Raw genomic sequence first — 13,821 nt, 5'->3', positions numbered from 1 at the left:
ATGCGCTTTTCTTATTAGCTTCTGCTGGCGGCCAATAATTGCTGTTTTCTCATAGACCAAGTATTGGCGATAAAGAAACAGGTGATTAAAATAGCGGTTCCGAAAATATAAGGGAAGCTCATGTCAATGTCAAAAAGGATTCCAGCTAAAGCAGGCCCTATCATATTGCCTAAGCTCATATAAGCGTTATTCATGCCAGCTGCATACCCTTGGTCTTTGCCCGCAAGTTTTGAAATCAAGGTGTTGATAGCAGGCCGCAGCAGGGAAGCAGCAGTGAAGAATACCGTTGCCACCAGCAAGATCGTCCAGAATGTGCTGACGAATAATATACCGATCATGGCCCCCGCTGAAACCAGCAGATTGACCAAAATTACTTTCATCTCGCCAAAGCGTTTAAACAGCCGGTTGATGACGAAAGTTTGGGCAATTACTCCGACAAAACCGCCTATCGTTATCAATACCGAAATTTCTTTAGGGGTAAACTGAAATTTCTTGTCCACATATAAAGCGATGGTGGACTGGAAATTGGCCAGGCCAAAAGCAAAAATCAGCATGACAAGCAGCATGACGAAATAAGGAGTATAGACTGACCGTTTCATCTGCTCCAACAGATTTTCGTTTTTAACAGGAATGGCAGGGACGGTCGGTGCTACATTCGGCAAAGCGATAAGCGAAATGGCAGCGGCTAAGAGCGCGACAGTAGTCGCGACATAGAAAGGGAATTGCAGGCTGACTTCCGCTAAAAATCCGCCGAATCCCGGACCTACCATAAAGCCAAGCGACATGGAAGCGCCAAGCAAGCCCATTCCTTTGCCGCGTTCTTCGAATGTCGTGATATCTGCCACGAATGCCATCATCGGAGGAATTAAAAATGCTGCGCCAAGGCCGCTGAAGAACCGGGCGAGATACAAAATCCAGAGATGGGAAGCTAATCCGAATACTAATTGTGACAGCCCAAAAATGATCAGGCCGAAAATGATGAGTTTTTTTCGGCCGTACTTATCTGACAATTGGCCGGAAAGCGGTGAAAAGAGGAATTGGGCAAGAGCAAAGGTTGCAACCAAAGTGCCGAGCGCTTGCCCTGCGACGCCGAAAGTATCCAAGTACTCTGGCATAATAGGAATAATTAGACCGATTCCGCTCATGGCAATAAACATATTGAACATCAATACATATAAGGCGAATTTATGTGACTTTGCGGCCATAGATTGTCCTTCTTTCGTTAATATTTCGTGTGTCTAAAAGTTTATCATAAAGAATATGAAATACAATACCCGTTGAGCAAAGAAAAAAACAGGCAGTACAAGTCTGCCTGTTAATTTTCCATATCCATTTTAAATTCTAAGAAAAGCTCGTTGTAGATGCCCAGCATTTCAAGTCCAAGGTTTTCGTAAACTTCCAGCCGTTCACGCAACTCTTCAGGAGGATAAAAGCGTTCATCTCCGGTAACTTCCGGATCCATCAGTTCAACAGCAGCCTGGTTGGGAGTGGAATAGCCGACATACTCGGTATTTTGTGCTGCGGTCTCTGCATCCAGCATGAAGTTGATGAAGGCATGCGCACCGTCAATATTACTTGAAGTTTTGGGGATGACCATATTGTCGAACCAAAGATTGGAGCCTTCTTCAGGAACAGAAAAATCGATGTTTTCGTTGACGAACATCATATCGGCGGCTTGGCCAGACCAAGTCAAAGCTACGGCCGCTTCTTCCCGCCGCATCATTTCAACGATTTCATCGCCGATGACTGCTTTGATATTTGGTCCAAGCGTCTTCAGCTTATCGGTAGCTTCCCGAAGTTCTGCAACATCACGCGAATTCAGCGAGTAACCTAAGCTGTTCAACCCCATGCCAATTACTTCCCGGGCGCCGTCCACTATAATGACTTCCTGCTTGAGGCTGGGATCCCATAAATCGTCCCAGCTTTCAAAAGTCTGCCCTTCCAAAAGCGTGGGATTGAAGGCAATGCCGACGGTTCCCCAGAAATACGGAATCGAAAATTCATTGCCAGGGTCAAAAGGCAAGTCCAGAAAGTAAGGATCGATGTTTTTCAAGTTCGGGATTTTTTCGTGGTCGATCGGAATTAATAAATCATTTTCTTTCATTTTTTCAATGGCATATTCGGAAGGGATAGCGACATCATAGGATGTGCCTCCTTGTTCGATTTTCGTCATCATCGCTTCGTTTGAATCGAAGGTTTCGTATACGACATTGATATTGGTTTCTTTTTCAAACTGTTCAAGCAGTTCCGGGTCGATATATTCGCCCCAGTTATAGACGGTTATCGAACCGCCGCTGCTTGTTGCCGAGCTTTTTTCGAGAGATGAGACGCCGTAAAACAACAGAGCGCAAACAACAAGAATTGCTACGCTTACTTGAACGATGCTCTTCATATTACTGCCCTCCTGTTCCGATGGTACGTGCCCGTTGATTAAAGAAGTAATAACCGACAACAAGCCCGAGCGTCACGATAAAGATCAAGGCGGACAACGCATTGATGGTAAGAGTGATTCCGGCACGTGCCATGGAATATATTTCTACGGATAGTGTAGAGAAACCGTTGCCTGTAACAAAAAATGTTACGGCAAAATCGTCAAGCGAGTAGGTGAGAGCCAGAAAAAATCCGGCGAAAATTCCGGGCTTGATATAAGGGATAATGACACGGGTTAAAATATCCCGTTTTGAAGCTCCAAGATCCGCCGCCGCATCAATCAGCGAAAAACTCATTTCCTGCAGCTTAGGCAGCACCATGATCACGACAATCGGAATACTGAAAGCGATATGGGAAATCAGCACAGAAGCAAAGCCGAGTTTAACGCCAACCATTGTGAAAAGGATCAAAAATGAGGCTCCGATAATAACATCCGGGCTGACAATCAGTATGTTGTTAAGCGATAAGACCGCATTCCGCATCTTCCGGTTCCGTAAAAAAACAATGCCGATCGCTCCCAGCACGCCGATTGCCGTCGAGATCAACGATGACAGCAAAGCCACAATGATGGTATTCAGCAAAATGATGATCAAGCGGGTGTCATTGAATACAGCAGCATAATGTTCCCATGTAAAGCCCTCAAAACTCGACATCGTACCGCCGCTATTGAATGAATAAAAAATCAGATAAAAGATGGGGGCATACAGGACAAAGAAGACAAAGGCCAAATAAACCCGAGCCGGCTTACTTAATTTTCCCATTTGCAGCACCTCCTTTGTCTTTCTGGCCTGTCGCCATCATAATGATGAACATGAATAAGATTAAGAACACCGCAATGGTGGACCCCATGCCCCAGTTCTGTGTAACGAGAAATTGCTGTTCAATCGCCGTTCCGAGCGTAATCACTTTGTTGCCGGCAATTAAACGGGTGATGACAAACAACGACAATGCAGGGATAAAGACAGCTTGAATCCCCGATTTTACGCCATTGATCGCTAAAGGGAAAATAACCTTTCTGAATGTCATCCAGGAAGATGCTCCCAGATCACGTGATGCATCAATCAAAGCTGGATTCAATCGATCCAGCGAGTTGAATATCGGTAGAATCATAAAAGGAATAAAGATATAAACCGACACAAAAATAAAACTGAAATCTGTGAACAAAATCTGCTGTTTTCCGATTCCAAGAGCGCTCATTAATTTATTGGCCGGTCCATTTAATCCGAAAATGCCGATAAAGGCATAGGTTTTCAAAAGTAAATTGATCCAGGAAGGGATAATAATGAGCAAAAGCCACAATTGCTTGTGCTTCGTTTTGGTCAGCCAATAAGCCGTTGGATAAGCGATTAATATGGAAAATAATGTGATAAGGAAAGCGTACCAGAATGAACTTAACGTCAGCTCCAAATAAACCGATGAAAAAAAGTTTTGGTAATTGCCGAGCGTGAATTTGCCTTCCAGATCAAAAAAAGAATAATAGCCAATAAGGACAATAGGTGCAATGACAAAAAAAGCAATCCAAAGATAATAAGGAATCATGTAGAAAGGACGAGCTGCATTACTTTTCATAAACATTTTCTCCATACGCTTCAAGGCGCGCATCAAATGCATCTTCTGTTTCATTTAAGCGCATAACATGAATGGCTTCCGGATCAAAATCTAACCCGATGCGTGAGCCGACCTCAGCTTTCTTAGTCGAATGCACCAGCCATTCGTTGCCGGCTTCGTCGAGCGTGGAAATTTCAAAATGGACGCCTCTGAACAATTGAGTATCAACCGTAACGGCCATTTTACCCTGTTCAACCGGAGTGATCTCCAAGTCTTCCGGACGGATCACGATTTCTACATTTTCGTTCGGATTTAAGCCAGCGTCTACGCAGTCAAATTCCTTGTTGGCGAAACGGACCCGGTAGTCAGCCACCATTTCTCCTGGGACAATATTCGATTCACCAATAAAATCAGCGACGAAACGGTTGATCGGCTCATCGTATATGTCCATGGGCGTTCCGCTTTGCTGGATTTCTCCAGCATTCATGACGAAAATTTCATCGGACATAGCAAGTGCCTCTTCCTGGTCGTGTGTAACAAAGACAAACGTTTTGCCGAGCCGCTGCTGCAATTCCCGCAGCTCATATTGCATCTCTGTCCGCAATTTCAAGTCAAGCGCAGAAAGCGGCTCGTCAAGCAGGATTACTTCTGGATCATTGACTATCGCACGGGCAATGGCTACACGCTGGCGCTGGCCGCCGGACATTTCTTGGATTTCCCTCTTTTCATAGCCTTTTAAGTTGACGAACTCCAGTGCTTCTTTAACACGCCGGTCGATTTCCGCTTTTTTTAATTTTTTGATCCGCAATCCAAACGCTATATTCTCATAGACGTTTAAATGGGGGAATAAAGCGTAATCCTGGAAAACGGTGTTTACTTGGCGCTCATTTGCGGGCAAGTGGTTGACTTTTTTTCCTTCGATATAAATATCACCTGAAGTAGGCGTGATAAAACCGGCAATCAATCGTAAAATAGTTGTTTTTCCGCATCCTGAAGGGCCAAGCAGCGTATAAAATTTTCCTCTTTCCAGTTCAAAGCTGATATTGCTGAGCACGCTGCCGGCTCCTTCATATTGTTGAGTCACGTTATCAAAGCGGATGATCGGTGTGTGTGACATATGATACCTCCTGTTATAAATAAGATTGTGTCGTAACGATAATCATTTCAGATGTTCCTGAATAGGCGTTGATCAATTGGTGATGATCAGAGGCTTCATAATAAATTGAATCGCCGGCTTTCGCTATATGCTCTTGGCTGCCTAACACTAAACGCACTTTTCCTTCCAAAACATAAATGAATGTTTCGGCAAGAGACGGTTCGAATTGTTTAAATTGGCCCTTTTCGGCTAATGTTAAGTAAACGGGTTCCATTTCTTTTTTATTTGAAGTCGTGATCAGCCAATCAATTTCATATCCAAGACTTTCATCCGTATGGATGATGTGTTCATCTGGCATAAAAACCACTTTTTTATCTTCATCAGAGTCATCAAAAAACTCTTTCGGTGAAGTGCCCAACACTTCCAACAAGGAGAACAGTGTCTCGATAGAAGGAGAGTTTAAATCTCTCTCTAGCTGAGAGATAAATCCTTTGCTGAGATCGGTTCGTTCTCCCAGTTCTTCCTGGGTTAAACCGTTTTTTAAACGCAGCCGCTTTATCTTGGTCCCAATCTGCATAAGATTGCACTCCAATTCATTTAGTATTAGTAAACAACAAGAAATAAAAGTTTAGTTAAAATATATATTTTGTTTACTATCAACGTCTTTTATTATACAAAATGTCTGCTATTATTCAAGTTATAAAAGAAAATGAAAATATAAAAACAAATCTATTGCTTTTTACTAGGAGTATTTACTATTATAAAGAAATGGTAAAAAAGCTTTAATGAGTGGAATAATATTTCAGTTCAATATATATAATGATTTAATAGCCCGACCAATCTTCTGGGAGTGATAAAAGTGAACGGCAAAATGAATTTTTTCTTAGATCCTAAAAACCGGGTAATTCAAAGACCCTCAATCATGAATTATAAACAAGAACAGCAAGGCCTATATTTAGTGGCGAACAAAAAGTTCATCAATTGGATGGATGTGCATACGTATTGCCATAAATGCTTATCTGCCTTAACGTTTGATGATGAATTTGACGCTAGCTACTGCTCTGATTGCAACGAATGGCGTGAAGAAAAATGCAGCGACGACAGCTGTGAATATTGTGAAAAACGGCCAAAAAGACCACTAGACCCCCGCAGATGAGCGGGGGTTTTTTATGGAGATTATATTGTGGCGGGTAGTATGATAAACTGATGCCAATTAAAGAATTTGGGGGATGGATATGAAAAAGGAATTTGTAGTCATCGGCCTCGGGCGTTTCGGAGGCAGTATCGTACGCGAACTGATCGAACAGGACGCCGATGTCATGGCAATTGATAATGATACGGAACGTGTAGATGAATACGCTTCTATTGCCACACAGGCCATTGTGGCTGATACAACAGATGAAGCGGTTTTGAAATCACTCGGCATCCGAAATTTCGAACATGTCATTGTGGCTATCGGTGAAAATATCCAGGCAAGCATTTTGACAACATTGATGCTGAAGGAAATCGGTGTGAAAAAAATCACTGTAAAGGCTCAAAATGATTACCATGCCAAAGTGCTGAACAAAATTGGTGCAGACCAAGTGGTCCATCCGGAACGCGATATGGGAATCCGGATTGCCCATAATATGCTGTCAAACAATGTTCTCGATTATTTAGAGCTATCAGACCAGCATTCCATCGCAGAAATACAAGCAAATGATAAATTGGCAGGGCGGACGCTGATCGGTTTAGACATCCGTGCAAAATACGGGATAAATATTGTCGCCATCAAAAGAGATGGTGAGATTTTGGTGTCGCCGCAGGCAGATATGGAAATCGAATTAAAGGACGTTTTGATTATTATCGGTTCCGATGCAGATATTAATCGTTTTGAGAAGAAAGTGCTTAATTAAAGTGTCTCTGAAATTTGAAAAGCCCCGCCGTAGCCAGCAGCAGCTGACTAGGGCGGGGCTTTTTTGCAGGGATACGGAAAAGAGCTAGAAGATTTTACTTAAGTTCTTTAGAGTAGCAAAATTTATAGGAATCAAAAGGGAAATTCCAGTATTTCGGAACTTCCCTTTTTCAATCCATAAGGATCTGTATTTTATTAGACTTCCATGATGATTGGCAGAATCATTGGACGGCGTTTAGTTTTTTCATACAAATACGGTCCAAGGACATCAGAAATATCGCCTTTCAGCTCGGCCCATTCCGTGTTTTTGCCATGGATTTTTTTGTTCAGGTGACGGTTCAGCATTTGCTGAGCTTCATAAATCATCGTGCCGGATTCACGCATATAAACAAAACCGCGTGAAATGATATCAGGACCCGACACCATCTTATTTTTTTCCATATTGACACTGACCACAACAATCACTAATCCTTCTTCAGAAAGGACGCGGCGGTCGCGAAGTACAATATTGCCGATGTCTCCGATTCCGCTTCCATCGATGTAAACATCGCCGGAAGGTATGCGGCCGGCAACTGCAGCTTCATCCTGGCTTAAAGCCAACACATCGCCATTTTCCATGATGAACGTATTTTCTTCAGGAACATCACAGTCCACTGCTAATTGAGCATGCATTTTCTGCATCCGGTATTCACCGTGGATCGGCATAAAGAATTTCGGTTTGATCAAACGAAGCATCAATTTGTTCTCAGGCTGTGAGCCATGACCGGAAGTATGGACATTATTTAAAGAGCCGTGAATAACGTCTGCACCTGCACGGAAAAGCAAATTGATGGTACGGTTAACGCTGCTCGTATTGCCCGGAATCGGGGAAGAAGAGAAGACGACCGTATCGTTTGGCTGAATCTGGATCTGGCGGTGGGTACCGTTTGCAATCCGTGAGAGCGCAGCCATCGGTTCACCTTGTGAACCAGTGCAAAGAATCAGCACTTCGTTTGCCGGAAGGCGATTCAAAGTCTGAGTATCAACAAAAGCGTCTTCCGGTGCATTGATGTATCCAAGTTCACGGCCGATAGTCATGGCATTATCCATGCTGCGTCCGAAAACGGCAATTTTACGGCCTTGGGCAACAGCTTCGTCTGTGACTTGTTGTAATCGGTAAATATTGGAAGCGAAAGTGGCGAAAATCAAGCGGCCATCCACTTTTCTCATAATATCTTTGATGGATTCGCCAACTTTGCGCTCTGACATGGTGAAGTTCGGTACTTCAGCATTCGTGCTGTCCGACAATAAACATAAAACGCCTTCACTGCCGATTTGCGCCATTTTCAAGAGGTTAGCTGGTTCGCCTACCGGAGTGAAATCGAATTTGAAATCTCCGGTATGCACGATATTTCCGGGAGGAGTTTTGACAACCACACCGAAAGCGTCGGGAATACTATGGGTAGTACGGAAAAAGCTGACCGAAGTTTTACGGAATTTGATGATATCTTCTTCTTCGATTTCAATCATCTTTGTTTGGCGAAGCAAACCATGCTCCTCCAATTTTTTACGCAGCAAGCCTAATGCAAGTTTGCCTCCGTAAACGGGAATATTGATTTTTTTCAAAAGGTAAGGAATCCCGCCAATATGGTCTTCATGGCCGTGAGTGATAAATAGGCCTTTAATTTTATCCATATTTTTTACTAGGTAAGTATAATCCGGAATTACGTAATCGATCCCGAGCAGATCGTCTTCCGGAAATTTAATGCCGGCATCAATCAGGATAATTTCATCCTGAAATTGGACGCCATACGTGTTTTTGCCGATTTCCCCTAGTCCGCCAAGGGCGAAGACGGCAGTTTGGTCATTCTTTACAAACTTCATAGTTAGTCCAAACTCTCAACTTCGAAATTTTCGCTGTCTTGTTCATAAGCAAGGTGGCTTCCTTCAAGCAGCTGAATAAATTCGATATTGTAATTGCGGTCTTTAAGATGGAATCTGACTTCTCGCTCGGATGATGCTTCAACATAGAGGCTCTGTGTATTTTCGCGAACTGGTACCTCTGCACGGTTTTCTTGGTATAATACTTTAAAAATCATTATTTGCTCTCCTTTTGCACGTTCAATTAAATTCACTTTCTTTATATTATCATGACATTGTTTTAAAATAAAGAATAGCCCTCCTATTTATTAAGAAGGGCTAAACCAAATTATGCAATTTTCTTTTTGTTCATAATGCCGTTTAGCTGTCTGAGAAGATTTCTTCGCATACGTTTCAGTTTCAGCATGGCTATCTCACTCCTTAAGTGCATTATACTGTATTTTCTGATAAATGTAAAGGAATAGGCCATTTGCGGCAAAAAATTATAGATAGGAGAATGATGTATGGGTAAATTATTGTTGCTTGATATTGATGGTACATTGATGAATTCAAAAAAGGAAATACCGGCAAGTGCTAAAGAGGCGTTGATTCAAGCGCGGGCAAATGGGCATGAATTAGCGATTGCCACTGGCAGAGGGCCGTTCATGATAAAAAGAGTCTTGAAAGAGCTGAATATTGATACATTTATCACGTTCAATGGCCAGTATGTCGTGCATAAAGGTGATTTAATACATAAAGAAGCATTAAACACTGATACGCTTTCTGACATTGTCGAATATGCCGAACAAAGAGATCATCCGATTGTATTTTTGACGGATGAGCGAATGGTTTCTACCATTGATTATCATCCGGACATCGATGAAGGCATTAAGAGCTTGAAGTTTCCGCATCCGGCGATGATTGAGGATTTTCATCTAACTCATGAGGTTTACCAAGCGCTATTATTTTGTGAAGAAGAGGAACAAAAACAATATCATGAGACGTTTAAAAATATGCAATTCGTCCGTTGGCATCGGGTATCGTGCGATATTATACCGGAAGGCGGCAGCAAGGCGAGCGGCATTAAACATTTGATCAAGGCGACAGGCCATGCCATAGAAGACACCATCGCATTTGGAGATGGGCTCAACGATTTGGAGATGATGGATATTGCCGGTATCAGCGTATCAATGGGCAATGGCCATGAACGCACAAAAGAATTAGCGACACACGTAACGGACCATGTTGACGAAGACGGGCTGGCAAAAGCCTTCAGCCATCTGGGATTGATATAAAAAAGAGACTCGGGATTATTCTCCCGAGTCTCTTTCTATTGGTATGGCATTTTCAATTTCGGCAAATGGATTTTGCGGATTGATGTGGTCAAAGAACATAATGCCGTTCAAGTGGTCCAGCTCATGCTGAAACGCGATGGCTGGCAGACCTTTCAAACGCATTTTGTATTCTTTGCCTTCAATGTCGAAAGCTTTGATTGTGACACGTGCATAGCGGGGAACGTATCCCGGAATGGCACGGTCGACAGACAGGCAGCCTTCGCCAGCAGCCAAATAAGCCCGTTCAACTGAATGGCTGACGATTTTAGGATTGATGGCGATCAAACTCAGGTTTTCACCAGAGCTTTCATCGAAATGCAAGGCGAAAATCCGCTTCGGCGCATTTACTTGAGGAGCGGCAATTCCTACACCTGGACGAAGATCGTACTTTTTAATCATTTCTTCATTTTGGCTATTTATCACATACTCTAAAAGGTCTTCGGCCAGCTTGCGGTCTTCTTCTGAAAGTGGGAACGCCACTTCTTCAGAACGCATTCTAAGCGTCGGATGGCCTTCGCGTATAATGTCTTTCATCAATATCAAGAGTATTCATCCTTTCATTAAACCCACTGTATGTAAGTATAACGCAATAGAGGCAATCTCGAAAAGAAAAAACCCATTAAAGCCAGTTGTGTTTTTTAAAATCACCGATTATAGTTGATTTAAGTCTTAAGGAGGGTTTTGTGTGAAGAAATCAGTATTAGCCGCCGTTTTTTCGAGTGTATTAATCTTGAGTGCTTGTTCAGGGCCAACAGCAAGTGAGCAACTCGACACTGTACTGAAAGATACGTTTGATGCAGAAAAAACGTATAGAGAAACACAAGGGGATATGGAAGAGCTGGAGAAAAACGAACAGCAATTATTCGAATCCACTATGGCTTTGACCCAAGAACAGCAAGACAAAGTAAAAAATCAAGTGGAAGAAGCACGGGCTTCTGCAGATGAAAGACTGGATCTGCTCGAAATTGAAAAAGAATCGATGAACGAGGCCCAGGAAAACTTCAAGAAACTTGATGCTGTTATTGAAGAAGCCGATAACACACAAATCAAAGAGGACTTGGGTTCATTAAAAACAACAATGACAGAACGATATAATGCCCATGACGAGTTCGCCGCAGCCTATGAAACGTTGTACAACCTCCAACAAGAACTTTACACAATGCTCTTGGATGAAAATGCCCAACTTCCTGAACTTCAAGAAAAAGCCATGGAAGTCAACGAGCAAAATACAGCTGTCCAGGAAACTGTTGCAGTTTTTAACGACAAAACCGAGCAGTTCAACGAGTTGAAAAACGGGATTATAGAAAAACTGGAAAAAGAAGAGCAATAAGCGGTCCAAGCGGCCGCTTTTTTCTGTGCTATAAAAGAATAGATAAAAAGGTGCTGTTTTATAATACAGATGGTAAAAAATCACTGATACAGATTTATTATTTCTGAATGCTTGAATTTTAAAATAGCTTGATAATTATAGGTTCTCTATGATTGACCGAGCAATTCAAGTGACGTATACTTAGGAAGAATGTGCAATTGTATTACTAATTGAATATGATAATTTTAATACAGATAAAGGAGAGTTGCTTTTATGGCTGCGAAAAAATCACAGCAGTTCGATCCAGTGGAAACGCTTAACGCAATCGAAGAGAAGTTTGAAATGGTTCAAGTTTTAAATGAAGAAGGCGTCATTGTCAATGAAGAGGCAGACCCGAAACTATCAGATGAGGAACTTCAGGAATTAATGAGCCGCATGGTTTATACACGCATCCTTGATCAGCGTTCTATTTCATTGAACCGCCAAGGCCGTTTAGGATTTTATGCACCTACAGCAGGGCAGGAAGCATCACAGCTTGCTTCACATTTCGCTCTTGAAAAAGACGATTTCATCTTGCCGGGATACCGTGATGTCCCTCAATTAATCTGGCATGGCTGGCCGCTTCATCAGGCATTCTTGTTCTCTCGTGGACATTTCATGGGGAACCAAATGCCAGAAGGCCTTAATATTTTACCGCCGCAAATTATTATCGGTGCTCAATATATCCAGGCAGCCGGAGTAGCATTAGGCATGCAAAAACGCAAAAAGCAATCTGTAGCGATTACTTATACAGGTGATGGCGGTTCTTCACAAGGAGATTTCTATGAAGGAATCAACTTTGCTGGAGCGTTCCGTGCACCGGCTATCTTCATCGTTCAGAATAACCAATATGCAATCTCGACACCGCGGGAATTGCAGACTTCTGCTAAAACAATCGCTCAAAAAGCTGTAGCTGCCGGAATTCCAGGAGTATTTGTGGATGGCATGGATCCGTTGGCTGTTTATGCAGTGACACGTGATGCTCGCGAACGGGCCGTTAGAGGCGAAGGTCCGACATTGATCGAAACACTTTGCTACCGTTATGGTCCACATACAATGGCAGGAGATGACCCGACACGCTACCGTACATCAGACATCGACAGCGAATGGGAAAAGAAAGATCCATTAGTCCGTTTCCGCAAATACTTGGAAGCAAAAGGCTTATGGAATGAAGAAAAAGAAAACGAAGTAATCGAAAAAGCAAAAGAAGAAATCAAAGCGGCGATTAAAAAAGCTGACAGCGCGCCAAAACAAACAGTTACCAACTTACTTGAAATCATGTATGAAGATGTACCATTTAACGTGCAAGAACAGCTAGAAATCTACAAAGCGAAGGAGTCGAAGTAAGCGATGGCACAAATGACTATGGTTCAAGCAATTACGGACGCTCTCAGATTGGAATTGCAAAACGATGAGAACGTTCTGATTTTCGGAGAAGACGTCGGGAATAACGGCGGAGTTTTCCGTGCAACAGAAGGTTTGCAAAAAGAATTCGGTGAAGACCGCGTATTTGATACACCACTTGCAGAATCCGGAATTGGCGGTTTGGCAATCGGTTTAGCATTGCAAGGTTTCCGTCCGGTTCCTGAAATCCAGTTTTTCGGTTTCGTTTATGAAGTCATGGATTCAATCAGCGGCCAGTTGGCGCGCATGCGTTTCCGCAGCGGTGGCAGCTTGAACGCACCGGTTACAATCCGTTCTCCATTCGGCGGCGGTGTTCATACACCGGAAATGCACGCTGACTCGTTGGAATTGCTGATGACTTCACAGCCAGGTTTGAAAGTGGTTGTGCCGTCAACTCCTTACGACGCAAAAGGATTATTGATTTCTTCAATCCGCGACAACGATCCGGTTATTTTCCTTGAGCATTTGAAACTTTACCGATCTGGCCGCCAGGAAGTTCCAGAAGAATCATACACAATTCCATTAGGAAAAGCGGATGTAAAACGTGAAGGGAAAGATATTTCCATCATCGCTTACGGCGCAATGGTACAGGAAAGTTTGAAAGCTGCTGAAGAACTTGAAAAAGAGGGCTATTCTGCAGAAGTGATCGACCTTCGCACAATTCAGCCACTGGATATTGAAACACTTGTGGCATCGGTTGAAAAAACAGGCCGTGCAATGGTCGTCCAAGAAGCGCAAAAGCAAGCAGGTATTGCGGCTAACGTAGTAGCTGAAATTATGGACCGTGCTATTTTAAGCTTGGAAGCACCGATGCTTCGGGTAACTGCACCGGATTCTATTTTCCCATTCTCGCAGGCGGAGCAAGTTTGGCTTCCGAACTCGAAGGATATAGTAGAAACAGCGAAAAAAGTTCTTACGTTCTAAAAGT

At 42.9% G+C, this 13,821-nt stretch carries 15 protein-coding genes; 6 read left to right on the top strand and 9 right to left on the bottom strand.

The genetic code is table 11. The features are described 5' to 3' along the window. Window positions 1–14 precede the first annotated feature (14 nt). The 6 genes from QWY16_RS13475 to QWY16_RS13450 all read right to left on the bottom strand — a co-directional run bounded on the left by QWY16_RS13475 (window position 15) and on the right by QWY16_RS13450 (window position 5,651). The gene (locus tag QWY16_RS13475) at window positions 15–1,205 is read right to left on the bottom strand and encodes an MFS transporter (RefSeq protein ID WP_300989739.1); all 1,191 of its coding nucleotides are present in this window, start codon (window positions 1,203–1,205) and stop codon (window positions 15–17) included. Between the two features lie 110 nt (window positions 1,206–1,315). Beyond that, window positions 1,316–2,392 carry an ABC transporter substrate-binding protein gene (locus QWY16_RS13470; RefSeq protein ID WP_300989738.1) on the bottom strand — a complete coding sequence of 359 codons (1,077 nt, stop codon included), beginning with the start codon at window positions 2,390–2,392 and terminating at the stop codon, window positions 1,316–1,318. A gap of 1 nt (window position 2,393) precedes the next feature. Continuing rightward, on the bottom strand, window positions 2,394–3,191 hold the full coding sequence (locus QWY16_RS13465; protein WP_300989737.1) for an ABC transporter permease: 798 nt from the start codon (window positions 3,189–3,191) through the stop codon (window positions 2,394–2,396). Next, entirely contained in the window at window positions 3,175–3,999 is an 825-nt protein-coding gene (locus QWY16_RS13460) for an ABC transporter permease (protein ID WP_300989736.1), read from the bottom strand. Before QWY16_RS13460 ends, QWY16_RS13465 begins: the two co-directional genes overlap by 17 nt. Then, window positions 3,989–5,095 carry an ABC transporter ATP-binding protein gene (locus QWY16_RS13455; protein WP_300989735.1) on the bottom strand — a complete coding sequence of 369 codons (1,107 nt, stop codon included), beginning with the start codon at window positions 5,093–5,095 and terminating at the stop codon, window positions 3,989–3,991. Before QWY16_RS13455 ends, QWY16_RS13460 begins: the two co-directional genes overlap by 11 nt. Window positions 5,096–5,108: 13 nt before the next feature. Beyond that, entirely contained in the window at window positions 5,109–5,651 is a 543-nt protein-coding gene (locus QWY16_RS13450; RefSeq protein ID WP_300989734.1) for a helix-turn-helix domain-containing protein, read from the bottom strand. Window positions 5,652–5,933: 282 nt separating this feature from the next. On the opposite strand from QWY16_RS13450, the gene QWY16_RS13445 reads away from it, so the two are divergent. Together QWY16_RS13445 and QWY16_RS13440 are read left to right on the top strand one after the other, a co-directional pair. Beyond that, the gene (locus QWY16_RS13445) at window positions 5,934–6,230 is read left to right on the top strand and encodes a hypothetical protein (protein ID WP_300989733.1); all 297 of its coding nucleotides are present in this window, start codon (window positions 5,934–5,936) and stop codon (window positions 6,228–6,230) included. Between the two features lie 79 nt (window positions 6,231–6,309). After that, window positions 6,310–6,969, top strand: a complete 660-nt coding sequence (locus tag QWY16_RS13440) for a potassium channel family protein (protein WP_300989732.1) — start codon at window positions 6,310–6,312, stop codon at window positions 6,967–6,969. A gap of 194 nt (window positions 6,970–7,163) precedes the next feature. Here the strand turns inward: QWY16_RS13440 and rnjA are convergent, their stop codons facing one another. Continuing rightward, entirely contained in the window at window positions 7,164–8,831 is a 1,668-nt protein-coding gene (gene rnjA, locus QWY16_RS13435; protein WP_300989731.1) for a ribonuclease J1, read from the bottom strand. Between the two features lie 2 nt (window positions 8,832–8,833). Next, window positions 8,834–9,046 (bottom strand): DNA-dependent RNA polymerase subunit epsilon, encoded by a 213-nt coding sequence (locus QWY16_RS13430; RefSeq protein ID WP_300989730.1) that lies wholly within the window; start codon window positions 9,044–9,046, stop codon window positions 8,834–8,836. Window positions 9,047–9,331: 285 nt separating this feature from the next. On the opposite strand from QWY16_RS13430, the gene QWY16_RS13425 reads away from it, so the two are divergent. Next, entirely contained in the window at window positions 9,332–10,102 is a 771-nt protein-coding gene (locus QWY16_RS13425; RefSeq protein ID WP_300989729.1) for a Cof-type HAD-IIB family hydrolase, read from the top strand. A gap of 15 nt (window positions 10,103–10,117) precedes the next feature. Here QWY16_RS13425 and def read toward each other — a convergent pair whose 3' ends face one another. Continuing rightward, entirely contained in the window at window positions 10,118–10,684 is a 567-nt protein-coding gene (def, locus tag QWY16_RS13420; protein ID WP_300989728.1) for a peptide deformylase, read from the bottom strand. Window positions 10,685–10,826: 142 nt separating this feature from the next. Here def and QWY16_RS13415 point away from each other — a divergent pair, with 142 nt between their 5' ends. The 3 genes from QWY16_RS13415 (at window position 10,827) to QWY16_RS13405 (ending at window position 13,817) form a co-directional block, all read left to right on the top strand. Beyond that, window positions 10,827–11,471, top strand: coding sequence for a YkyA family protein (locus QWY16_RS13415; RefSeq protein ID WP_300989727.1), 645 nt, complete (start codon window positions 10,827–10,829; stop codon window positions 11,469–11,471). Between the two features lie 252 nt (window positions 11,472–11,723). Next, entirely contained in the window at window positions 11,724–12,836 is a 1,113-nt protein-coding gene (gene pdhA, locus QWY16_RS13410; RefSeq protein ID WP_300989726.1) for a pyruvate dehydrogenase (acetyl-transferring) E1 component subunit alpha, read from the top strand. A 3-nt stretch (window positions 12,837–12,839) separates the two neighbouring features. Then, window positions 12,840–13,817, top strand: coding sequence for an alpha-ketoacid dehydrogenase subunit beta (locus QWY16_RS13405; protein WP_300989725.1), 978 nt, complete (start codon window positions 12,840–12,842; stop codon window positions 13,815–13,817). Window positions 13,818–13,821: the final 4 nt, after the last annotated feature.

The organism is Planococcus shenhongbingii, assembly GCF_030413635.1.
Classification (GTDB): Bacteria; Bacillota; Bacilli; order Bacillales_A; family Planococcaceae; genus Planococcus; species Planococcus shenhongbingii.
The sequence above is the reverse complement of the archived record's forward strand: the minus strand, read 5'-3'. Positions and strand labels throughout refer to the sequence as shown.

Bases quoted from the DNA above. Each gene is read 5' to 3' on its own strand.
- QWY16_RS13475 (WP_300989739.1), bottom strand. From the start codon at position 1,205: ATGGCCGCAAAGTCACATAAATTCGCCTTATATGTATTGATGTTCAAT.
- QWY16_RS13470 (WP_300989738.1), bottom strand. From the start codon at position 2,392: ATGAAGAGCATCGTTCAAGTAAGCGTAGCAATTCTTGTTGTTTGCGCT.
- QWY16_RS13465 (WP_300989737.1), bottom strand. From the start codon at position 3,191: ATGGGAAAATTAAGTAAGCCGGCTCGGGTTTATTTGGCCTTTGTCTTC.
- QWY16_RS13460 (WP_300989736.1), bottom strand. From the start codon at position 3,999: ATGAAAAGTAATGCAGCTCGTCCTTTCTACATGATTCCTTATTATCTT.
- QWY16_RS13455 (WP_300989735.1), bottom strand. From the start codon at position 5,095: ATGTCACACACACCGATCATCCGCTTTGATAACGTGACTCAACAATAT.
- QWY16_RS13450 (WP_300989734.1), bottom strand. From the start codon at position 5,651: ATGCAGATTGGGACCAAGATAAAGCGGCTGCGTTTAAAAAACGGTTTA.
- QWY16_RS13440 (WP_300989732.1), top strand. From the start codon at position 6,310: ATGAAAAAGGAATTTGTAGTCATCGGCCTCGGGCGTTTCGGAGGCAGT.
- rnjA (WP_300989731.1), bottom strand. From the start codon at position 8,831: ATGAAGTTTGTAAAGAATGACCAAACTGCCGTCTTCGCCCTTGGCGGA.
- QWY16_RS13430 (WP_300989730.1), bottom strand. From the start codon at position 9,046: ATGATTTTTAAAGTATTATACCAAGAAAACCGTGCAGAGGTACCAGTT.
- QWY16_RS13425 (WP_300989729.1), top strand. From the start codon at position 9,332: ATGGGTAAATTATTGTTGCTTGATATTGATGGTACATTGATGAATTCA.
- pdhA (WP_300989726.1), top strand. From the start codon at position 11,724: ATGGCTGCGAAAAAATCACAGCAGTTCGATCCAGTGGAAACGCTTAAC.
- QWY16_RS13405 (WP_300989725.1), top strand. From the start codon at position 12,840: ATGGCACAAATGACTATGGTTCAAGCAATTACGGACGCTCTCAGATTG.